Source organism: Leptospira jelokensis (genome assembly GCF_004769635.1).
In the GTDB taxonomy this organism is placed as follows: domain Bacteria; phylum Spirochaetota; class Leptospiria; order Leptospirales; family Leptospiraceae; genus Leptospira_A; species Leptospira_A jelokensis.
In genome coordinates this window covers 245,213-266,795 of record NZ_RQGH01000007.1, presented here as the reverse complement: position 1 = coordinate 266,795, position 21,583 = coordinate 245,213, and the positions used below count along the sequence as shown (strand labels likewise).

Genomic DNA, 21,583 nt, shown 5'->3' with positions numbered 1-21,583 from the left:
TAAGAGGTTCAGTATTTAGCTTATGATATTGAAATGGTTGAGGATAAGCACCTGACAATCTTTAGTCGAATTGGTAACTTTGTAAAATTTGTAGCTTTTATCCTGATAGGATTCATCATTTCAAATTGTTCACCCTTATACTATTTTTTATTCCAGCCGCCAAATTCCGAAAATAAGCCCTTGGGTAGCCAAGTGATTTTGACTTACCTTTTGTTACCAAAGTCTGTCAGTTACCCCTGGGGAACCTTTACCGACAACCGAGATGGAACTGTGTCATTTGTAGGGAATGCAGGCAGCTTTGGTGGGGAAGTGTATCCGGCAACGACCCTAATCTTTGCGAAATGTTCCTCTGGGCAAACTTGGCAAAGTGGAAGTAATACATGTTCTCCAGAGATTCCGAGTGAGTTGAATTATTGTAATGCGAACGATGATTCTTGCAATGATACCTTGGTTCTCAATGGTGCTGGCAATAGCCAAGCGTATGCGTATTGTGACGGTCTCGAGGTGGGTGGTCGTACCAATTGGCGGGTTCCCACCAAAAACGAATTGAAGTTACTGATCGCTTGCACCAATGACCAAACAAATCTTCCTTTGGATGGAGCAACAGGGTGTGGAATCACAGCATTTCAACACCAGAATGCGGATTTGTTTCCAAGCGCTAAGCAAAATTGTTTCTTTTATTGGTCAGCGTCACGTCGCGACAACTCTCTGGCGTATTACGTTAATTTCTGTTTAGGAACCACCTTATTTCAGGGCAAAGGGGCAGTGGAATCTGTTCGCTGTGTATCGGAATCCTTAAATTAAAAAATTCCTTCCCTTTCTACTTTTGATTTTAAAACAATTTTGCTACCTTGTTTGATTTTATTGTAAACGGACCAAAACGATTCATTTGGAACAAGACCATCTTTTGAATACTTCGCTTTGATGTGTTTCAAAAGATACATATCATGCCTCTCTCCATTTTTATCAATGATCTTCCCTCTGTGTTCGCATTGGAATAAAAACCGAACTTTGTCATAGGTTGCCTGTGAGATATTGATTTCACCTACGATGCCAGAACTTTCCATCCTAGAGGCCGTGTTCACACTACTGCCCCAAATGTCATAAGCGAATTTGAATCGACCAACGACTCCTGCAATCACAGAACCAGTGTGAATTCCAATTCGCAGTTCCCAATAGGGAAGGTTCAATTCGGTTTTGATGTGTTTCATTTGGTCCATAAAGGAACGGATTTCAAGGGCTGCAAGGCAGGCATCAATGGGACTTGTGAAATTTGGATCTGGAAGTCCTCCTGCACACATATAGGAGTCACCAATTGTTTTTAGTTTTTCCAATTTGTTTCTCGAAATGATTTCATCAAACTGTGTGAAACAAGCATCAAGTTCAGTGATGAGTTCACTCGATTCCATGTTTTTTGCGACTTCTGTAAACCCTCGAAAATCAGTGAATAGGATCGTTGCTTCTTCAAAGGATTTTGGTTCACAATACCCGTTGAATTTGATTTCTTCTGCGACTGATTTTGGTAAAATGTTTAACAAAAGTTTTTCAGATTCTTCTCCAGCGAGTTCTGCTTCTTTTTTTGCTTGTTCTAATAAAATATAACTTCTGTCTAACTCTTCAGCGAGTGGGCGAGCAAAAACATACACCAAAAGATAATTGAATAACACTAAAGGTAGAGTAACAAGCGTAATGTGAAATAGACTTTCTCCGAAAGCAAGATTTTCTAAAAATTTTGGCATTTGTAATAAACTTGCAAATAGGATCGAAAAGATACCTAAATTCGCAAGTTTTTGGCTGAAACGAATGGTCCTACCTGGTAATGAAAATGCACCCAATTTCAAAACAGCAAACCCAAGTAAGGTGGTTGGGATGAATAAGTAATCGGAAATTGGTGGGAAATGGAAACCATGCGCAGGAAAAAATGCAGTTAATAAAAAGACACCTGATAACAAAACAGAACCTAATGCAACAATTGACTCTCTAGGTAAATCCTTCCAACGTTTTCGGATTTCTCTACCTACAATGATAAAAGCAAAAAATCCAGCAATCCCTAGTAGGTATGGAACCATATCACTTTTATGAATGATGCCAAACTCGTATTTGTAATAGCCATTGTGTAGGTAAGGTGTGATAGAAAGAAAGGCACAAAGTATGGAAAGTAAATCAACTGCAAGTAATGCCTTGGGCCTTTGGCTTCCAATGGCTTTTAAAACAAAACGAGATAAAATACTTGGTGCAAGAGAGAAGATTAGAAAACTAACTTGCGATATGCGGAGTAAAATTAAATAATTGAGTTCTAGTTTTGTAGGAATGGATTGTAAATTGTAAAAGGCAGTGATGATCAGTGAAAATGCACACAATTGGTTGATCTTGGCTTGTGGGTTACTGCCTGCCACAATGATTGCCATAAAGATTGCCACAAAAAACGAAATCGTGGGAGGAAGGGCATGTGGGAACCAATTGTCATTGAGGTAAGCATTATGGCTGAGTCCCAACGCAACGGTTCCACTGAGGACGATAAGGGAAAAAGATACCACACCAAACAAAATATAAAACAATCCATTGCGATCAAACAGCAGTTCGTTTACATCCAGAAAATCAGATCGAAAAATCCCATACGCAATTAAAATCAGAGGGATGAATATAAAAAAGGAACCAGGGTAAACATTGTATCCAAGTAAAACCGGTGCATTGGAGATGGTCATGAGAAACAATACATTGTATCCAATGAAAAGGGATTTGTGGATTCTCTTTAATAGAATTTTCCATTGAAACGTAAAAAACGGTAATACGAGGGCAAAGTAACCAACAAGGGGGATGATACCAAATGGTTTGATAAAGTTCGTTGCCTTTGGGTACTTGCCGAATTGGTAGTCAAACCAATCATTATGAAATCCGAGTCCTTGGAAGAGTCCCACATAACCGAAGGCAACGCTTGCCCAACAAAGGTATGTATAATACAAAAAAATCTTTTTTCGAGAAAGAGCGTAACAGATGTAAAAGTTGGATGGTAAGATGAGTAAGATAAAGAGATACAACCAATTATTGAGTGATAACAAAAGTTCTCTGTCAAAAATCCAAGCTCTAAGTGAAAGTACGAGTCCTAGGATACCGTATCCAAAAAAAGAGATGGCAACATTGAAAGATAGGATTTTTTCTTCCCCCTTCGTGTGAAAAATCCGGCGAAAACTAAATGCACTGAGGAAAAAACCAACAACAAGTGAGATGATCCCAGGGATTCCATAGGGGAGTTGCAACCAAAAGTAGGTCCATGCGTCTGTGATTGTACCAATGTTTGGCAATGAGTAATTGTATTCCATCGTTAGCTTACTTTTTTCACCTAGTAAGACTTTCGTAAAGAAATTGCAATTACTGTCTAGCACATTCCACTCGTCCAACTCATCTTCCGTTGGGCGAGCGAATCGTTTCGAGATTTAAAAAACTACCATTCTGCTTTTAAAGTGAACTGATAAATCCCCAAAAAAGAATTAGAAAACCACCTAACTCGCCTAAAATTAGCAAGACCATCGAACCATGGATGAGAAATGAGGGATACAACCAATTTCCTAAGCGATACGGTTTTGCAAATTGGTTGTCTGTATCTTTTAAGATGGCATGGATGAGATATACGATTTGAGCAAAGGCAAAAAATCCCATACTCACAAATGCCGCATAAAAATTGATGTTCTCTGGTAAGGTGCTAAGTTCAACAAATTTAGCAAGCAGTAGACAAGCAAAACTATACAAGAGGGATGCTCTGTGTAGGATACTGATGTATTCGTGAGCCACGGCATCTTTCGAGTTGAGAATACCAAAGTATTTCCAAATCCCACACAATAACCCAACGGTAAAAAAGGAACCAGCAAACAAATAACATAGCTGTAACGCATTCATAATGTTTCTCCACAAATAGAAATTTGGTTTCGATTCTAGTTTACACGATACCCAATAGGAATCGACCTGATCTATAATTTGGGTTCTATTTTTTGAAGGAGATTTGATTTTTCTTTGATAAAGGTTTTCGGATTTTTTCGATACTCTCTTGGAGAGGTTCCGATTAACTCTCTGAATACGCGATTGAAAGCTGATTTTGAGTTAAAACCTACCGAATAGTTGATTGAAAGGATATTGTTCTTACTTTCTTCTAACATGGCGCAGGCAATTAAAATGCGATGGTGGTTTATATAATGATTGAAACTCATTTTAAAATGGACATTGATGAGTTCCGAGAGTTGGTGGGGGCTTATCTGCATGGCATGCGCCATTGTTGGCAAACGTAATTCTTCTTCGGCAAAATACGATTCTTTTGTCATAAACCGGTGTAGGTTCTGAATCGCTTCTTTCGAATTGATGCCAACTAACTTTGATTTTGAGTAGCGAGCCGATTGGATGGCTGTCGAAATTTCTAACATGACAGAAGGATTGTACCGAGAATACAGATAAACTAAAATTGCCGCCAAAGAATGGGACCAAGCACTGTATTGGTAAAAAGTTCGAATGCCAAACACATACCCAATGATATCAAAAAAGATCATAGATAAAATGTATACAAGCAGGACCAAAGAGAAACGTCTGATGTTTTCCGGTAATAACTGAAGGGCCAAAACTCCTTCCCCCGATTTCCTCATGGCAATGGATAGAGAATAAAATAAAATGGATAGTTTGGGGCCAATGATCCATAAGATAAAAATTGCATTTGGAAATTTCCAATCACCATTCGTCACTGAATGGATGAGTAAAACGGAATCTTCTCTTTCTAATGGAATCCAATAGCAGAGAGGTAACATAGCAAAGATGATTGGGATAAAATGGACTGGATTCATTTTGAATCCATTTCTTCCGCTTAATTTTTCATAATAAAATAAAATCGAAGGTCCTATTACATACAAAAAGGGAACGGGAAAAGCGTAAAGTTTTGGGAAATGGGTAACAAGGCCTGAATGGGTGTAAGCTTCCCAAACCAAACGAAGGCCAGACATTCCAATGAAATAAATGACGATCAACTTGCTACTTCCTGGAAGTAGTAGGGAGAGACCAACTGCCCATACAAGGCAAAAGAATCCTCCAAAACCCAAAATGCTAAAATCGAAAATGGATAGATCCATCAATTGAGAAATCTCCTTTCTTCCTCTACCACGGTTTTAAAACCCTAGTAGAGGACACCAATCGAAAAATTTAGAAAACGTTTCGGATTGGAAACAAATGCCTGTTAGGAAATGAAATTCTTACATTTTTGTTGGTTCCAAATGATCCTAAAACCTTCCATCTGGGTTCAGTCGAAGGACCATTCCTGAATAACTACCACCAGGGAACATATAAAGTGGAGTTTGATTCATGAAAGTGGTCCTTCCGCGACTTGCATAAAACAAACCAAATAGTGTTCCATCAGTGTTTTCTTGTAAGTTCGGAGGAGTAGTCGCAAATTGGCCACCGCTAACGCCAGGGCCCAAATGAGTGTACCAAGAAAATTCTCCTGCAGCAGTCATCATAAAGAAAGTGCTATCGAATTGCCCAGTGAAAGGATGAACAGGGAAAAGAGTTCCAATAGAAGGGATATTGACTTGTGAACTTCCCGTGATCAGATAACGATCGTTTGGTAATCTTTTGACATCCATTAAGTAATCATATCCATTCCCACCCAAATGGGTATACCAATCGATATGGCCATCAGGCCGCAATTTCCAAATTGAGCCTTCTTCTCCAGAAGTATAAGCTCGCAAAGGATTTTTTCCCTCTAGTCCGGACATCGCCATGGGGACATTCCCCACTAAGATCAACCCTCCGTTTGACGTTTCAGTAATCCCATAACCTCTGTCACTTCCAGATGTTCCTAAAAACGTAAACCATTGTATTTGTCCGATCGAATTAAGTTTTATGACCAATGGATCAAAATCACCCTTAGCACCTATCCAAGGTAACACGCCATCTAACGAAGTGATGTTACTAAGAGAATATCCATATAAAGCAAGACTTCCATCTGCCATTGGGAAAAGATTTAAGTAGTCAGCACCACTGCCTCCATAATAGCTCCACCATTGTAAATTACCATCGTTTGAAATGGAACCTACGACTGTATCAACATTCCCTGCGAAAGGTAATCTTGGACTCACTCCTCCTAACTGACTTACTCCCGTTGTTCCTGAATGAGTGGTAAAGTAGAAAGAGCCATCTGACTTTGGATACACTTTCAACGTATTACTTCCACTTCCAACAAATGTAGTCCAAACTATGTTTCCATCTAAAGAAAGTTTTGTGATCAGGCCATTGTGTTCTGGTTGACCCGAATGGGAGATGATGGGAGTTACACCAGAAATCTGTGATGTACTTCGAGAAAACATAGGAATCAGAAAACCATAGTCTTGGGTTTCTGCGATCTGGCTATAAGCAGGACTATCATTTCCACTCCCACCCAAAAACGTATACCATCGAATGGTTCCATTGGGATTCATGCGAACAACCATGGTGTCTTCACTCCCATTAAAAGGTGCAATTGGATTTAAACTTCCAATGGACGGGACATTTGTTTGGGAGGACGAAGAAAGAATAAAACTTCCATCTGATGTAGGAACTACAATGTTCTGTGGGTCTGCCCCTGGAACAAAGCTATACCAATCCACTCTTCCTTTTTTATCAAACTTCATCACAAGGCCTGCCCTAGAATGACTTCCAAAACTCACAACTGGAGTTTTACCGCCAAAGGTAGGTATGTCAGCAAAACTTGTGGAAACCGTAATGAAACCACCATCAGCAGATACGAAACTACTTCTTGGGATTAACGAATTTCCAATAGGTCCAATGAATCCAAACCATCCTGCGTGTCTTGCTTCGATCACAACAGAATCGGTTGATTGTCTGGCAATACCTGCGCAGGAACCTGGCGAATCAATAAACGACAAAGAAACCTCGTAGGTTCCGGCGACATCAGGAATAAAATTTGCGGTAAGTGTTGTTCTTTGGTTGAGACTAGAATTCGTGAGGTTCGAAGTAGGTGGCTTCCTCAGGAATGTCCATTGGTATTGGTAACTGCCTGGACCGGTTCCACAAAGGATAGAATCTGGATTGGAAGAAGCACTCCCATCTAAATAAGCAGTATCTCCTGGTTCCAATTGGAAATCATAACCAGCATTGGCAATGGGTGGCGTATTGACATAAGGTGTGGTGGCAGAAAGTAGTCCTGACCAGATTCCCCGGTTGCCAGATGGGTCATAACCTCTGATACAAAAATGATAAACTGTATTGGGTGCTAAGTTTGAAACCTGAAAACTTAATGGAGATCCAGATGCTGTCACCCCAATTGCATTGGGTATTAAAACCGCTCCATCACATTCCAAATCAGATCCAATTGTTGAAGTAGAACGACGTATTTCGTATGATGATACGGAACCACTCATTCCATCTCCACCAACAGAAGTCCAGTTTAATTGGATTGTACTTCCATCAATCGCTGTTGCCGTTGCACTCGAAACAGAAGCGGGAGGAATGAGATCAGGAACTGAATAGGTAATTGCACTTGCATTCCCTACCCAAGAGTTTCTGTTCCCGGCCAAATCAAAAGCCCTAATACAAAAATAATATTGTGTTGATGGTGATAGACCATCTAACTCAAATACTTCGGTAAGGCCGGCTGGTTTTGGAACTAAGTTGTGACTAATAGGTGTTGCTGCATTACACGACGCATCATTGGAGATAACGGATGTGGACCTTTTGATTTCATAAGTTGATGCCCTTCCAAAATTACCGTCGTTTCCTGGACTTGTCCATTGCAAACGAATTCGAGTGTGAGACCGTGGTGACGCAGATAAGTCGGTGATTTGATTTGGTCCAACTGAATCACTTACGGTCACAGAAGCGGTTGCATTCATGGCCCCCACAGTAGCAACCACACCTGCAACTCCTGGACGATTGGCAGTAAACACTCCACCGGTGACCGCTCCGACTGGTTGTCCATTCAAACCATTCCCAGTGGTCACATAACTTGCATTCACAAATCGTTGTTGGCCCATGAAACTAGCAGAAACTCCAAATGCGATGCTTTCCGAAACATCTGCCGTTACAGTGGAAGGAAAAATTGTGATTGCATCAATGGGTGGATTTGATTCGCCGTTAGGTGTTGTATCGTGAGAATTAGGAATCCCATCACCGTCGGAATCGGCAAGTCCTGTAGGATTTGATGCATTCCTTGGATTAAAACCATTGTCTACTTCCCAGGCATCATTATAACCATCGTTATCTTGATCGGTATCATATTGGGTAATGAATGTGGAATCGAGTGAATCAACAGGATATTGGAAGATGGAAGTGCTTGGACGTGACGTATTTGCTCCCCATTGGTCGGTGGCACTCACTTGCATTTGGATTCCAGATGTTCCCATTGCTTCATAAGGAATGTCAGCTACATACCATGGTGAACTTCCTTCTCTTGCCATCGGGATAAAGTTTAAACCTCCTCCAACTCTACCGATAACCAAACGAACACTCATCGTATCTCCATCTGGTTCTATGATTTGTGCCCGAACTCGGTATGGTAAATAAGAACAATTTGGTTTGAAATAATAATAAGCTCCTCGAATGTCAGGAGGTAAATTTCCGTTAGGTGGTGTTCCCACGCCAAAAAAAGAAAATGTCCTGGTTGTAAAATTAATTCTATCAATTTCAATAGAAGAATCATGGCTACTCCAGTCAGGGAACCTTCCGCTACTAGTATCAGGTGAAGTGGTACTTGCAGAGAAACCAACTGTTTTATTTGGAACTAAATTTAACGATTGGATTTGGCTTGTGTTCACAACTATAGATACAGATACATCTTTTTTGAAACGATAGGAAGGTGTGATTTCGTAAACAGGAGATGTTGGAATGTAACCCGAAGGAAACGCCTGCGAACTAGGTGTGTATTTTGTGATGGTGAATTCACGGGTCTCATCCATGGCTCCTGTCGGAATCATAATTCTCAGTAAACCATCTGAAGAGGTAAAGACAACCCCTTCCGGACCTACTTCTTTACTCCCTACAAAAGAACCGACACTGAGTAAGCCCAGTTGTTTTAGTTGTTCTTTTTTTACTTGAGGCGTTTTGGACGTTTCGGAAAGAGGATGTCAATAAATTTCAAACTCATTTGGATCTACTAAATGGTATAAAAATTCGAATCACCTGAGAATCAAAATTCTCTTGCATTTTCGTTACAAATATTGATTTACATAAGATTTTCTCTTCTCAAACTCAGATTGTATCCTTCCTATGAAAATCAAATTTCGTTTTTTCCAATTGCTGATCTGTGCATTCCTATTATCATTTTGTGCACCAACCAAACTCTCCAATAGTTGTGATCCAAGTTCTGAGTCTTATGTTCGTGCGGTTTTATTTCGTTTTCTCATAAAGGACAATTCACCTTCTTGTTGGCCTGGGTTTGCCAAAGACAATGACCTTTGGGGAGTCCATGGTCCAAGTTTTACCATTTATACTGCATTAGTGGAAGCAAATCGAGTTTTACTTGGTGGTGATTTTCAATATGTCGGACCAAACGTTGGTAGTGTAGCGGTCTTAGGATTGGAAACGGGCCTCGTACACGATAAAACATCCTGTCCTTATTTGGAAGTGATTGGGAATGCAAATGTTTCTATTTCCGATGGTGCCGGAGGGTTTTATATCGGTGGTTCCTTTGAAAGCATTCGAGGAGAAATCAAAAATAAAATCGCACACATCCTTCCCAATTGCAAACTTGATCCCAACTTTAATGCACCGTCACCCAGTGTTGTATCTCATTATATTGAAGCAATGGAGTTGGATGGAGGTTATCTCTATATCGGTGGTAACTTTACGAATTTGGATGGTGTGGCAAGGACAGGGATCGCTCGCATGGATGCACAATCTGGGACTCTTGATTCCAATTGGAATCCAAGTATCACAGGTGGCAGCCAATCGGTTTTTGTTTTACGTAAATCGGGAAACCATCTTTATGTGGGAGGCCGTTACACGACGATCAATGGATTTACAAAAAATTCCCTTGCAAGATTTTCTTTAAGTACTGGTGCCTTGGACAACTTATGGTCAGCTTCCACTGTTGTGAATGATGCCATCCGAGACCTCGCATTTGGAAGGCTCACAACTGGAACCGATGTTGTTTTGGCAGTAGGAGATGTATCAACACCGCAACTCTATGCATTTGAACAATCGGGTGGTGGTGTCCCCGTTGGATGGAATGTCACCTTATCCCCAGGCAATGCTTATACTGTAAAATTCCACCAAGATAAAATCATCATTGGTGGAGGTTTTACGCAAGTAAACGGAGTGACCACGGGAAACCTTGCTGTTTTAAACAATACCAATGGTGCGATCATTAGTGGGTTTTCCAATCTAAATGCCAATAATGAAATTGACTCATCCATCATCGTCAATAACCAACTGATCTTTTTTGGAAAGTTCACTTCTGTCTCTGGTCTCGAAAGGAATTATGCAGCCGCAATTGATCTAAATTCATATACTCTTACAGACTTTAATCCAAATTTTAGCCACGAAGGGAGTGTTGATACGAACAAAGTTTGTTTGACTACTGACAATCGTTTGGTTGTACCAGGTTATTTTACATCCGCCAATGTGGTAAAACGACAAAAGTTAGCAGAAATTAGTCGATTGACGGGAAAGGTGACGGATTGGAACCCGAAAGTTGATTTGGCTGTTTCGAAAATGAAAGCCTTTGGGTCTAAGATATATATAGTGGGATCGTTTAGCTCGTATAATGATGAACCCAAAACGCAAGGGGTCGTCTCTCTCAACCAAAATGATTTGAGTTTGACGAGTGACCGATTTGACCTCACAACGAACCCTTATGTTGAAGATTTGTACGTTGGCGAATCCAAGGTTTTTATAGGTGGTTCGTTTGATAATGCACAAGGTGTTGCAAGATACAATATGGCAGCGTTTGATAAAACGACAGGAGATCTTGATTTAAGTTGGAGTGCAACGGTTACCAGTGGATCGGTAAGTTCCATTTTGGAAAAAGATGGATTTCTTTATGTAGGTGGTGGATTTGCTTCGATCGGTGGAGTGGCATCCAATAACATCCATCGCATCAGGGCATCGGATGGACAATCATCTGGAATGTTTTATTCAAATCTACCAGATAACGCAGTCAATACGCAAGCAATTTGGAATCACCAATTGTATTTTGGTGGAAATTTTACGAGTTTCGGACCTTACTTTGCGAGTTATGACTTAAGTTCTCCAAGTTCAGTGATCACAAGTTTTGCCTTTAATGGTTCCGTCAGTCAGTTGCTAATCTTGGAAAACGGGAAAACATTTGTTCGTGGAAGTTTTACGACTGTGTCAGGAAATACTCGGAACCAATTTGCTGTTTTGGATTTAGAAAGTAAAACGGTAAGAGGTTTTGATCTTCCAAGGAATGGAGCAGTGAATGGGTTTGCACAATCGACGGATGAAGTCATTTTATTTGGAGAGTTTTCGCAATTGAATCGTAGGGTGAGAGGGGGATTTGAAATTTTTCCAAATTCTCTTTTTTGATTTGGTTCGGAATTCGATTGCAAAAAATAAAATAACCTTTCCTATCATACCCTTTGGGTAGGGTATCATGTTGGATAAACAGTTTCTCAGATGGTCGGAAATTCTGGATTGGATCATTTTGCTAGGATCCTCAATCGTAATTGTCTCTTGGATTTTTAGTGTACCCATCCTGTACCAAACAGATGGCCCAGTTCTTTCTTTATTTACCGCAATTTCCCTTTGGGTGATCGTGAGTTTGCGAATTGCCACCAAACATTTTCATCTTTGGCCATTCACAGCCAATTTGGCTTTCCTTATGATCGTCGGTGGTGGGAATATTTCTTCGATTCTGATGTTATTATCTGCTCCTGCGGTGCACATCAACCCCAAATCAAATCTTGTGATGACATCCATTTTTACATCCATTGGGCTTATCTTTTTTAGTTTTTATGAAATCCTTTTGTATTTGAGACGGACTCCCAATCGATTTTGGATTTTAGATGATATTTTGATCCACTTAGCGCTTGTTCCTGGAGGGCTAAGTTTACTTGGACATTTATTTCAAAACCCAACCTATTTGAGTATGTCGATCGATCCAAGAGTTGGTGTATCGATTTTGGAAATGTTTTTTATGTTTTTACTATTTTTATCCACAATTCTTGGGAATCCAAACCTTTTCCTTTGGAAATTCTTAAAGGGTGGATGGTCAAACCAAGTGACTTTTGGAGTCCTTTTCACAAACCAATACGTTGCTCCTATCATTTATCTGCTGTTTGTTGGTAGTGGCGAAAAACTACATCCATTTGGCCCAGAAATTTTTATCTTTTTTGCTGGTGTGATCGCTACTTTAGGATTTTTATTATTCCAAGCAAAAATCCAAGAGAACAAAACTTAAAAAAAATGAATCAGATCTATATCAAAGATGTATAGATTTTGATCCAATAGGGGATTCTTCAAAAACTCGTTTTAGTCCATATAAAAACATAAACATAAACATCCAAGCCACAGCCCCTGTCACCAGTCTATCACCACCGAAAAACCAGTGTAAGTCGTGAGGAACAGGGTCTACAAACATTTTTTGCATTTTGACTACATAAACCCAACCTGCGTGGATCCCAATTGGTAAGTAAAGAGACCTCGTATAGATCCATGCGTAGGACAAAGCATAACCCACAAAAAATAAACCAATCATTTCAGGTAATAACACCAATATGTCAGTGATGGGGCGGATAAAATGAGTGAGTGAAAAGAATAAACTGGTGATGATTGCGGCTTTTTTTTCACCCCATTCAGTCACAAAGGATTGTAAAAGGTAACCTCTAAAAAAAAGTTCTTCCACAAATCCTATGACAAACACAACTAACAAAAAATAAATGCTAAAAAACCAATCATTGTTTGTGAATTCTTTTGGTGCCCAAGTGGAGACTCCAAAAATAACTTTTGTAGTGACAACGAGTGATAAAGAGATGATGCCAACGAAAAATCCTATCAATAATTCATTTCGTTTTTTTGCAAATTGTTCCAGGCCAAGGGAGCTGATTGATTTTTTATCAATTTTTTTACGAAACCAAATCAGAGAAAAAAAGAGAATGATGGTCGCAGTTCTCGAAAGGATTTTAGTAAATGTGAACGGTTTTAATTCTACATTTGGATTTTGTGAATGGAGGTAGTTTTGAAGATAGAAGAGTGCAATGCTAATCGCAAAACTAACGCTGATTATGATGGCAAAAAAAATGGAAAATTTTTTGGATAGAGTCATAGGAACCAAACGTTATCTGTCGGGACGAATGGATTTTCGTATAGCATTGTTTTCATCTCCAAACGAATTCAGCTAAAAAAAAGAAAGGTTTCTGTTCGTCTCTTCCCGAAAATCTCTATGAATGGAGTTCAGTTTTGTAAGACTAGACATTCGTTGGGATTTCTGATCTGACAGATCCTTAAATTGATGAAACAATTCCCCGTCATAACAATTCTTTGGAACGTAGCGTTTCTAAGCTTATTTTTTTCCCTCTCACCACAGCGCGCACAAGGGTTGACCATTGGTAGCGAAGAACAGGATTCAGGAAAGGAAATCACAATTGCTGTGGCGGCCAATTTCAAAAAACCATTCGAAGAGATAAAAGTTTTGTTCCAAAAAAGATTCCCGCATTGGAAAATTATCTCTTTGTATGGTTCTTCTGGTCATTTAACAAACCAAATACGAAATGGTGCTCCAGTGGATTTATTTTTGTCAGCAGATTTAGATTTTCCAAACTCTTTGTATGAAGAAGGGTTTTCTGATTCTCCTCCCGAAGTGTATGCGGAAGGCATTTTAGTATTGGTTTCAAATAAAAGTTTGGGTGGGTATCGTAACATAGAAGAAATTCTTACATCTACAGAAACCAAAACCATCGCCATGGCCAATCCAAGGACAGCTCCTTATGGTAAAGTTACGTTAGAATTTTTGAAAGAGCTTAGAGTATGGAAATCCATCGAAGGAAAAATGGTGTATGGAGAAAGTGTGACCCAAGTGAATCAATTTGTAATCACTTCTGCTGCTGACATCGGGTTTACTTCTTATTCTTCTGTGAAAGCGAACGAAGTGGAGTGGAACGACTGGAAACCATTGGATCGCAAAATGGTGCCATCCATAAGACAAGGAAAAATCCTTCTCAAATCACAAGGACCGATCACAAACGAAAAAAAATTGGTCCTCCAACAAATCTATCAGTTGATTGGTTCCAAAGGATTGGATCCGATACTAAAGAAGTATGGATATGAAATTCCAAATCGGACTTTGGAAAGAAAACTTAAGGGAACGAAAAGAGGAAAATCCATTTGATTGATACCGTACCCATTTGGTTGACCCTTCAATTGGCTGTTTTGACCACCTTGATTTTAGTTTTCCTCACCATTCCGATTGCTTATGGTCTCACGTATGCAAAGTTTCGGTTTCGAACTCTTTTGGAAACAGTTTTGAATTTACCCTTGGTCTTACCACCAACTGTGATTGGATTTTATCTACTCATACTATTCAGTCCAAAATATTTATTTGGTGAATGGTTAGAAGGAATATTTCAGATCCGCTTGGCCTTTCGTTTTTCGGGAATCCTTATTGGTTCCATTGTATTCAATCTTCCGTTTATGTTACAATCAATTCAGGTTGGATTTTTATCGGTTCCAAAGGCCATGATTGAAACAGGAATGGCTCTAGGTAAATCAAAGTGGACGATTCTCACACGGATCATTTTACCAAACTGTAAATTCTCAATTTTTACAGGGATGGTCCTCTGTTTTACCCACACGATTGGTGAGTTCGGTGTGGTTTTACTCATTGGTGGGAGCATTCCAGGCAAAACAAAGGTGGCTTCCATTGCCATTTTTGAAGAGGTAGAAGCAATGAATTATGCGAATGCCCATCTCTATTCTTTTATTTTACTTTGTATCAGTTTTTTTTCCTTATTCCTTTTATTCCTTTGGAAGCGGAATGGATTGTTGTTTTCCCTTGATAGGTCCTCTTAATTTCCTCTTGTTATGATCGATCTACAAATAGAAAAAACTTTTCCATCAAAAGGAATGCCTCCGATCAAACTTTCCTTTCAATGTAAAATTCCATTGCAAGAAACGAGTGCATTTTTTGGAGGATCAGGTGTTGGAAAAACTTCTCTTTTCAAAATGCTCGCAGGACTCCTCCTTCCGGACCGAGGGAAAATCATTGTTTCTGGCGAGGTATGGTTTGATTCAGAAAAAAAAATAAATTTACCCATCGCAAAACGTTCCCTCTCGGTCATGTTTCCCGATCATACCTTGTTTCCCAATATGAGTGTGATGGAAAACTTAGTGTTTTCGATTCCGAATGGGAAAAAAGATGAACCATTGTTCCAAAGCTTAGTTTCCGAGGCTGAGATCGATTCCATTTTATACAAACCAATCACCACACTTTCCTCTGGGCAAAAACAAAGAGTTTCACTAGTTCGCAGTCTTTTACAAAAACCAAATTTACTCTTGTTAGATGAACCTTTTTCTTCATTGGATGGAAGGCTTCGTGAGAAACTTCTTTTTTTTGTAAAAGAACTACAAAAAAAATGGGCTATGACTGTACTTTTCATAAGTCATGAAATTCCTGAATTGGTTCAAATCGCAAAACACGTATTTGTTTTGGAACATGGACAAGTCATTCGTTTTGGAAATCCAATCCAGATTTTTTCCACAAAAGCTAAGGGGGAATTAAGGGGAGAAGTTTTGTCTAATGGTTTACCTAACAAAAAAGTTTCCATTTGGATCCCCCATCAATTGGTCAATATAGACAGCCGATTGATGGATCAAACTCAATCCAAAACGAAACAAAACAAAGTAGGGAAAATCATTTATGGTAAGTTTGTGCCAATGGATCGAAATAAAAATCCAAATTAGTTTGCATACAACTTATTTCCTATGCTTTCCTTTTGCGATCGACTGGGTATACCATTCCGAACTAAGTTTCGAGTGTCTTTGAGGCAAGACAAGAAATCACTTTTTTAGTTTTTTGGTGGGTCTCTTGTTATGAAATCAATTGGCAAAGATCGTCTTATGACTCCCTTGTTTTAAGTGATACGTAGGTGAAAACAAAACTAAAAAAAGGAAATTAAGACTGATTCAATTAGTTAGCCAAAAAGATTGATTCCGCTTCGTTTTGTGATCCACCACCTGGGTTTAGGCATGTGTCCTGAGAGTAGGCAGTTGTGAAGCCACCCAAACCAGAATAATAATTTCGCGTAGTGAGGCCCTGGTCTCCAGGATAGGTGCAACGTCCGCTCCTTGTAGGGCTGTGAACAGCCATAATTGCGACACAATCATTCGCTGTTGTAGGACCTGTTCCCATAGTATCATAACATAGATTGTATGGATATCCATCATATGTTAATTTTGCGGAACTAGTAGGGACAACTCCTGCGTTTGCAATGTGCAAGTGGTAAGTTGCATTCCAACCGCTGTTATGTCTGACCATCACATATACTGTGCCGGCATTGAGTGAAACTTTATTAAACTCTGCTCCGTCTCTCCTTTTTTCGGCGAAGGGAATTGGGGTTCCATTCAAACTTGTGAAATAAGAGATATCTAAATCCGAAAATGTATGACCAAATGTATTGAATACGTGGGAGGCAGTAGTTGCCGTAATTTGGAAAAAATTTTTATTATCCCGTCCATCGATGAATCGAGAAGTGGAGACAGGTTCGTTGATCGTCCAACTGACAAGTGGTCGATAACGAACAAAATTTGAGAAAACAGTTTCTCCGTTTTTTTTGATTAAAAATTCGACGGCAGTATTTTCGTTTACATTGGGAATGGTTGGCATGACAAATTGGATCGTATCAGAAGAGACTTCTGCCACACCAGTTGCAGATTGGCCTCCAACCGTGACTGTGATCCCAGATGTTTTCCCTACCAAATCTGAATTTTGTAATGTATTTGTAGAACCCGGGTATCCCCATTCCAAGATGATATCTTTCGGAGCCGTTAGATACAGAGCTAGTAAAAGTAGTTCGGCGTCGTTGGAATCCTTTTTTTTACAGCCGAATGAACAGATTATCAAAACGAATGTAAGGAATTGTTTCATAGTATATTCTATGTTACATGATCTCAAATTAGTAGTAAATTAAAAAATGCAAACATTTGAATGCACCAAACAAAAAATAAACTATGTTCAAATAAGAACAGAATGTTCTAATGCTTAGCAAATTGAAGGATCTAGTGACAGAAAAACTCCAAAAAAGATCAGTTTTCAAAAGAAATCATTTTTTCAACAAAGCTCTTACATTAGCCTGCGTTAGGGACAGGGAGGGCCTGGTCCCTTGGGACGGGAGCGTAAGCGAACCCCGGACTGGCCCGACCCAGATTCGGTAAGTTTTTCGTGTTAGACCAAATTGGGAACGCCCAAATTGCGGTGGTTGGGATTAGTGATTTCGTTTTAATAATTTGAATCCAATGTCTCTTCCTTGTTTTTGAAACATGGCGAGGTTGATCCAAAACAAGGCAAACTCTTCCATTAGAGAAAAGCGGTCATTGCCGCCGACATCATAACATTCTGCAAAACCTAAATCGAGTGCCAAATGTTTGGCGATCGTTTTTCCTCGGGTAGAATCGCCAGCTACAAATAAATCGAGAACTTGGTCGCCAAACACGGGGTTGGTTAAGTGATTGGCACCTGTTGTATTAAAACACTTCACTACATCTTTTGTATTCGTATGGTTTAAGATGATCTCGGTTGTGGATCGTTCCGTTTGTTCTGGAGATCTTTGTATGGAGTTCATGGTGTCGATGATGACCTTCCCTGTTGTATCACCAAGAGACTTTGTGACTTGGATGACTTCTTTTGCTGGTGTTGAAAGGACAACCACGTCCGCAAGTTTTGTTGCCTCTGCGATCGGATGGGCTGTAACAGAGGGTAATTGTAATAATTCTTTTCCTTTGAATTGGTTTGGGTCTCGAACACCTAGCAGTATTTCATGACCTTTTTTTGACCAACCTTTCGCCAAAGCTCCCCCAACATTTCCTGTACCAATGATTGCAATTTTCATAATTTTCCACCTTTCTGATCGTTATCTTTTTGTGTGATCAATGGAAATCATTTTTGCAATTCCAAAAATTTAGGATTTCAGTAAAATTGATTGATACCACCGTCAATGGTAATATACTTACTGATAAGTAAGCAGAGAGGGAATATGCCAGAATTTAAATACAAAGGGAAATTGTACTACAATCCAGTTGAATTTGTTTTGGATTGGATCGGTGGTGCTTGGAAAATGCCCATCCTTTGGCGACTTCGCGAAAAAACACTTCGGTATAGCGAAATCAAAAAAACATTGAGTCATATTTCGGATAAGATGTTGGCACAATCACTCCGTGAGTTAGAAGAAAATGGACTTGTAAATCGAAAGGTGTTTGCTGTTGTGCCACCTCATACGGAGTATTCTTTAACGGATTTAGGTAAAAAGACAATCCCCATCATAGTTTCGTTACGTGAGCTTGGAATCACCTTTATGAAAACATCGGGAGCGTATACCGAAGATTTGGAATCCTTCCCAAAATCAAAATCAAAAAAAAAGAAATGAATCAACCTGCTCCTCATTGCACCATTCATTAAAAGTTTAGCCAAGTTGAGTATTGGTTTTTCCAAGACAAAGTTTTCATTTCAGGAGGTTTCCAAAAAATCAATGGTCGACTGCGTACTGGATTTGCCGTTTTAAACCAAAATTCTGGCCAACTCATCCAATAAAAAACAACTTACTTTTTGCCCACTCTCTTTGAGAGTGGCGAATGATGGTTGATGGATCAATTTTAACAAACTTTGGTATCAAAAGTTTTCGAGGCAATCAGGAAAAGATCATCAATCATGTGTTAAATGGTGGACATTGCCTTGTTCTGATGCCGACTGGCATGGGAAAATCGATTTGTTACCAAATTCCGGCCCTCATTTTAGAAGGAACTTGTATTGTCATATCTCCTCTCATTGCCTTAATGAAAGACCAAGTTGATTCTCTCTGCAGGAAAGGAATCCAGGCAACGTATATCAATTCTAGTTTGAGTCGTTCAGAGAGATTAGAACGTTACCAAGGTCTAAAAGAAAATCGGTTCAAACTAGTATATGTTTCGCCAGAACGTTTCCAAAAAAAGGAATTCATCGAAGCATTGGATTCGGTTCCAATTTCCTTACTTGCGATCGACGAAGCGCATTGTATCAGCCAATGGGGGCATGACTTTCGGCCCGATTATAAAAAGATTCGTTGGTTTCGGGAGCTGTTAAAATTTCCAAGTACAATTGCATTAACAGCAACTGCTTCTTTACGAGTGCAGTCCGATATCATCTCCCAAATGGGATTTGAATCAAACGAGGTCCAAATTTTTGACGATGGACTCTTTCGGCCCAATTTACATTTAACCGTTGAACAGTTTTATGATGAAGAGTCGAAATACAAACGGTTACTCGAGGAATTAAAAACAAAACGTGGAGTTTCCATTGTTTACTTTAGTTTGATCCAAAACTTGGAATCTTTTAGCAATTGGTTAGATACCAAACAAATCAAACATTTGGTCTACCATGGCAAAAAGTCAAACCAAGATCGCAGGAACACATTGTCTCTTTTTTTAAAGGCAAAGAACGTCATTTTACTTTCTACCAATGCATTTGGAATGGGAGTCGATAAAGCCAATGTTAGAAATGTATTTCATATGCAAATCCCAGGGAGTATTGAGGCATATTACCAAGAAATTGGAAGAGCGGGAAGGGATGGGGAACCCTCTTATTGCAAACTTTATTATTCAGAAGATGATTTGGCCATACAGATGGATTTTATCGATTGGCAAAATCCAGAGGTTGCATACTTAAAAAAACTATACCAACTCATCTCGCAAAAACAAAACCAATTGTCAACTCTTGACTATGATTCCATCCAATCCCATATGACTTTCAAAAATAAATCTGACCACAGGGTGCAAACTGCCATCAATCTTCTTTCGAGTGTAGGACTCATCTCAGGTGACTTGGAAAGGGGAACCATCCAATTGGAAAAAGAATGGGTCGATTCATTGTTTTCCAAACAAGAGTTAGAATTGAAAAAGAAAGAAGGTGGAAAACGCCTTTACCAAATGCTTCAGTATACCAAAACAAATGATTGTCGTAGGAAGTTTATCCACCAATACTTTGATTCACCTTTTGTTTCTTGTGGCAACTGTGACCTTTGTCTTGAAATTTAACCAGACGCGCATTAGGCGGCCTTAAAGGTTTCGAAGACTGTTTTGTTCGGTTGGTAATAATACCTGGTCTTTTCTCTCGATAAATTTTGGATCGAAGTTTGGACATATTCTTCTTTGGAGATTCCCATAGGAATCATACGAAATAAATCACGAAATTTCAAAGTAGGAGGCACATTAAATTCCCAACAGATTTCTTCTTCGATAGAAAGTAAACTTTCCAATAATTCCTTGTTTTGCGGATATGATTCCATTTCTGCAAATTTGGATGTTTCAAAGTATTCTTCTAAAAGTGATTCTACGTAATCCATAATTGACCTCTTCTGCATTCCATACTACCGAGGGCCTCGGACAAATTGGATTGGTCTAGGGAAAAAATCGAAAAAAATGATAGAATTTTTTAGTTCTCCTATGCATGATTTTGACCAAATACACCCAAACAAGGTAATTCCATGCAGATCATTCGTTTTATCGGATTCCTTTTTTTATTCCATTTGGTTTTGTTTTCCAATTGTTCGTCACCGCCAACCCAAATAGCAGAAACGCAAAAATTAGAAAAAGAGGAAGTTCGGGAAAGGAATTGGACAATGAACCCGCAGTGTTGCAATCTTTCTTCTGAGTTTTTGGGTGTAGTGGTTCTCGATCAAATCTGTGTGAGTGAAACAGAAACAAAGTTAAAACTCCATACAAAAGATTGGAAACGAGTCTGTGTCTTAAAAGAAGGGATGGTATTTCGCGATGACATTGGAACCAATTATCCATTTTTAAAAGCAGAAGGTGTGGACCTTTGTCCAAAACGAACCAAAATGAAAGACCAGGATTTTCATTTGGTTTTCACAAGTTTTTCATCCACTGCTCTTTCCTTTGACCTAATCGAAGATAAAAATGCAAAACATGCACACAAACCTTGGGTATTTGAGAGAGTGGACCTTACCAAATGTGAGTGGAAAGAAAGTACATCCAATCCCTGATCCCTATCCTATGAAGGACAAGGATTGGAGCGAAGTTTCAGGATTTTTTTGACCAAGCAGAACACCAACCTAGGTTGGACACAACTCCTGCCGTCAGGATGTTACATTTCCCCCAACCCTCGTTTAATTTTGTAAACTGGGAACAGTGTTGGCAAATTTGGTTTTTTGCATTCGGAAGTTTTCTATCCGGGAATAACGTATAATCAGTGTCATTCGCATTGTGGTGGAAACCCAATGCTTGGGCTGTGGGATCGTTCTCCGCTACTTGCGTTAAACCTTCAGGTAAAGGAAAAGATTGGTTTTCTTTTTTCTTTTCTTTTCCGAAAAGGACACTCTCCCCCATAACAAGGGAGAGTGTTGTAGAAAGAACAATCGATTTCATAAGAAATTCTTTGCGATTGTATTGTTTC

General features: G+C 39.3%; 18 protein-coding genes. 9 read left to right on the top strand and 9 right to left on the bottom strand.

Annotated features, from left to right (window positions below; all coding sequences use genetic code 11):
* The first annotated feature begins 192 nt into the window (after window positions 1–192).
* Window positions 193–804: an Lcl C-terminal domain-containing protein gene (locus EHQ62_RS02310; protein ID WP_244241597.1), complete on the top strand. Its 612-nt coding sequence runs from the start codon at window positions 193–195 to the stop codon at window positions 802–804.
* On the opposite strand, the gene EHQ62_RS02305 is transcribed toward EHQ62_RS02310, so the two are convergent.
* The 4 genes from EHQ62_RS02305 to EHQ62_RS02290 form a co-directional block, all read right to left on the bottom strand.
* Window positions 801–3,320 (bottom strand): adenylate/guanylate cyclase domain-containing protein, encoded by a 2,520-nt coding sequence (locus EHQ62_RS02305; RefSeq protein ID WP_135640626.1) that lies wholly within the window; start codon window positions 3,318–3,320, stop codon window positions 801–803. The genes EHQ62_RS02310 and EHQ62_RS02305 overlap by 4 nt on opposite strands.
* 136 nt (window positions 3,321–3,456) lie before the next feature.
* A complete protein-coding gene (locus EHQ62_RS02300; RefSeq protein ID WP_135640625.1) occupies window positions 3,457–3,894 on the bottom strand; it encodes a hypothetical protein in 438 nt (145 codons plus the stop codon).
* A 71-nt stretch (window positions 3,895–3,965) separates the two neighbouring features.
* Complete coding sequence (locus tag EHQ62_RS02295) at window positions 3,966–5,105, bottom strand: helix-turn-helix domain-containing protein (RefSeq protein WP_135640624.1); 1,140 nt, start codon at window positions 5,103–5,105, stop codon at window positions 3,966–3,968.
* Between the two features lie 147 nt (window positions 5,106–5,252).
* Complete coding sequence (locus EHQ62_RS02290) at window positions 5,253–8,924, bottom strand: fibronectin type III domain-containing protein (protein ID WP_167482823.1); 3,672 nt, start codon at window positions 8,922–8,924, stop codon at window positions 5,253–5,255.
* 310 nt (window positions 8,925–9,234) lie between these two features.
* Here EHQ62_RS02290 and EHQ62_RS02285 point away from each other — a divergent pair, with 310 nt between their 5' ends.
* Window positions 9,235–11,514, top strand: coding sequence for a ligand-binding sensor domain-containing protein (locus EHQ62_RS02285; RefSeq protein WP_135640622.1), 2,280 nt, complete (start codon window positions 9,235–9,237; stop codon window positions 11,512–11,514).
* A gap of 118 nt (window positions 11,515–11,632) precedes the next feature.
* Window positions 11,633–12,388 carry a hypothetical protein gene (locus tag EHQ62_RS02280; protein WP_244241596.1) on the top strand — a complete coding sequence of 252 codons (756 nt, stop codon included), beginning with the start codon at window positions 11,633–11,635 and terminating at the stop codon, window positions 12,386–12,388.
* Window positions 12,389–12,409: 21 nt separating this feature from the next.
* On the opposite strand, the gene EHQ62_RS02275 is transcribed toward EHQ62_RS02280, so the two are convergent.
* Window positions 12,410–13,252 (bottom strand): CPBP family intramembrane glutamic endopeptidase, encoded by an 843-nt coding sequence (locus tag EHQ62_RS02275; protein WP_135640621.1) that lies wholly within the window; start codon window positions 13,250–13,252, stop codon window positions 12,410–12,412.
* Window positions 13,253–13,438: 186 nt separating this feature from the next.
* On the opposite strand from EHQ62_RS02275, the gene modA reads away from it, so the two are divergent.
* The 3 genes from modA to EHQ62_RS02260 are packed head-to-tail and all read left to right on the top strand — an operon-like array spanning window position 13,439 to window position 15,885.
* Window positions 13,439–14,314: a molybdate ABC transporter substrate-binding protein gene (gene modA / locus EHQ62_RS02270; protein WP_135640620.1), complete on the top strand. Its 876-nt coding sequence runs from the start codon at window positions 13,439–13,441 to the stop codon at window positions 14,312–14,314.
* Complete coding sequence (gene modB, locus EHQ62_RS02265) at window positions 14,311–14,994, top strand: molybdate ABC transporter permease subunit (RefSeq protein ID WP_135640619.1); 684 nt, start codon at window positions 14,311–14,313, stop codon at window positions 14,992–14,994. The genes modA and modB overlap by 4 nt, the downstream gene beginning before the upstream one ends.
* A gap of 54 nt (window positions 14,995–15,048) precedes the next feature.
* Complete coding sequence (locus tag EHQ62_RS02260) at window positions 15,049–15,885, top strand: ATP-binding cassette domain-containing protein (protein ID WP_244241595.1); 837 nt, start codon at window positions 15,049–15,051, stop codon at window positions 15,883–15,885.
* 226 nt (window positions 15,886–16,111) lie between these two features.
* On the opposite strand, the gene EHQ62_RS02255 is transcribed toward EHQ62_RS02260, so the two are convergent.
* A complete protein-coding gene (locus EHQ62_RS02255) occupies window positions 16,112–17,068 on the bottom strand; it encodes a hypothetical protein (protein WP_135640617.1) in 957 nt (318 codons plus the stop codon).
* A 337-nt stretch (window positions 17,069–17,405) separates the two neighbouring features.
* Window positions 17,406–18,029, bottom strand: a complete 624-nt coding sequence (locus tag EHQ62_RS02250) for an NADPH-dependent F420 reductase (protein ID WP_135640616.1) — start codon at window positions 18,027–18,029, stop codon at window positions 17,406–17,408.
* Between the two features lie 144 nt (window positions 18,030–18,173).
* On the opposite strand from EHQ62_RS02250, the gene EHQ62_RS02245 reads away from it, so the two are divergent.
* Complete coding sequence (locus tag EHQ62_RS02245) at window positions 18,174–18,563, top strand: winged helix-turn-helix transcriptional regulator (RefSeq protein ID WP_135640615.1); 390 nt, start codon at window positions 18,174–18,176, stop codon at window positions 18,561–18,563.
* A 208-nt stretch (window positions 18,564–18,771) separates the two neighbouring features.
* Complete coding sequence (locus EHQ62_RS02240; protein ID WP_135640656.1) at window positions 18,772–20,205, top strand: RecQ family ATP-dependent DNA helicase; 1,434 nt, start codon at window positions 18,772–18,774, stop codon at window positions 20,203–20,205.
* A gap of 11 nt (window positions 20,206–20,216) precedes the next feature.
* On the opposite strand, the gene EHQ62_RS02235 is transcribed toward EHQ62_RS02240, so the two are convergent.
* Entirely contained in the window at window positions 20,217–20,513 is a 297-nt protein-coding gene (locus EHQ62_RS02235; RefSeq protein ID WP_135640614.1) for a hypothetical protein, read from the bottom strand.
* A gap of 141 nt (window positions 20,514–20,654) precedes the next feature.
* Between EHQ62_RS02235 and EHQ62_RS02230 the strand changes: the two genes are divergently transcribed.
* Window positions 20,655–21,173 carry a hypothetical protein gene (locus EHQ62_RS02230; protein ID WP_135640613.1) on the top strand — a complete coding sequence of 173 codons (519 nt, stop codon included), beginning with the start codon at window positions 20,655–20,657 and terminating at the stop codon, window positions 21,171–21,173.
* Window positions 21,174–21,210: 37 nt separating this feature from the next.
* Here EHQ62_RS02230 and EHQ62_RS02225 read toward each other — a convergent pair whose 3' ends face one another.
* Window positions 21,211–21,555, bottom strand: a complete 345-nt coding sequence (locus EHQ62_RS02225; RefSeq protein ID WP_341866958.1) for a high-potential iron-sulfur protein — start codon at window positions 21,553–21,555, stop codon at window positions 21,211–21,213.
* Window positions 21,556–21,583: the final 28 nt, after the last annotated feature.

Coding starts and splice junctions, on each gene's coding strand:
- EHQ62_RS02245 (WP_135640615.1), top strand. CDS start 18,174: ATGCCAGAATTTAAATACAAAGGGAAATTGTACTACAATCCAGTTGAA.
- EHQ62_RS02305 (WP_135640626.1), bottom strand. CDS start 3,320: ATGGAATACAATTACTCATTGCCAAACATTGGTACAATCACAGACGCA.
- EHQ62_RS02225 (WP_341866958.1), bottom strand. CDS start 21,555: ATGAAATCGATTGTTCTTTCTACAACACTCTCCCTTGTTATGGGGGAG.
- EHQ62_RS02240 (WP_135640656.1), top strand. CDS start 18,772: ATGGTTGATGGATCAATTTTAACAAACTTTGGTATCAAAAGTTTTCGA.
- EHQ62_RS02300 (WP_135640625.1), bottom strand. CDS start 3,894: ATGAATGCGTTACAGCTATGTTATTTGTTTGCTGGTTCCTTTTTTACC.
- EHQ62_RS02285 (WP_135640622.1), top strand. CDS start 9,235: ATGAAAATCAAATTTCGTTTTTTCCAATTGCTGATCTGTGCATTCCTA.
- EHQ62_RS02250 (WP_135640616.1), bottom strand. CDS start 18,029: ATGAAAATTGCAATCATTGGTACAGGAAATGTTGGGGGAGCTTTGGCG.
- EHQ62_RS02295 (WP_135640624.1), bottom strand. CDS start 5,105: ATGGATCTATCCATTTTCGATTTTAGCATTTTGGGTTTTGGAGGATTC.
- modA (WP_135640620.1), top strand. CDS start 13,439: ATGAAACAATTCCCCGTCATAACAATTCTTTGGAACGTAGCGTTTCTA.
- EHQ62_RS02275 (WP_135640621.1), bottom strand. CDS start 13,252: ATGACTCTATCCAAAAAATTTTCCATTTTTTTTGCCATCATAATCAGC.
- EHQ62_RS02255 (WP_135640617.1), bottom strand. CDS start 17,068: ATGAAACAATTCCTTACATTCGTTTTGATAATCTGTTCATTCGGCTGT.
- EHQ62_RS02290 (WP_167482823.1), bottom strand. CDS start 8,924: ATGGATGAGACCCGTGAATTCACCATCACAAAATACACACCTAGTTCG.
- EHQ62_RS02260 (WP_244241595.1), top strand. CDS start 15,049: ATGCCTCCGATCAAACTTTCCTTTCAATGTAAAATTCCATTGCAAGAA.
- EHQ62_RS02235 (WP_135640614.1), bottom strand. CDS start 20,513: ATGGATTACGTAGAATCACTTTTAGAAGAATACTTTGAAACATCCAAA.
- EHQ62_RS02230 (WP_135640613.1), top strand. CDS start 20,655: ATGCAGATCATTCGTTTTATCGGATTCCTTTTTTTATTCCATTTGGTT.